We start from the raw sequence: 207 nt of genomic DNA, 5'->3' as shown, positions 1-207 counted from the left end.
TGCAGCGAGCTGGTTTCCATGCTTTCCAGCCTGCCTCGCGCACCGTGCCATATGGCTTTCGGCGGCTTGCATTTCCAGTTCGCGCACCCGGGTTTTTCGTCCAGCAACTGCAGCGAGCTGGTTTCCATGCTTTCCAGCCTGCCTCGCGCACCGTGCCATATGGCTTTCGGCGGCTTGCATTTCCAGTTCGCGCACCCGGGTTTTTCG

At 60.4% G+C, this 207-nt stretch carries 1 protein-coding gene; it reads left to right on the top strand.

The features are described from left to right. Nucleotides 1-18: 18 nt before the first annotated feature. On the top strand, nucleotides 19-207 hold a 189-nt coding region (locus tag AWT75_RS22435; protein WP_204377142.1), incomplete at its 3' end, for a hypothetical protein.

Source organism: Aquitalea pelogenes (assembly GCF_001515305.1).
Lineage (GTDB): Bacteria > Pseudomonadota > Gammaproteobacteria > Burkholderiales > Chromobacteriaceae > Aquitalea > Aquitalea pelogenes.
The sequence above is the reverse complement of the archived record's forward strand: the minus strand, read 5'-3'. Positions and strand labels throughout refer to the sequence as shown.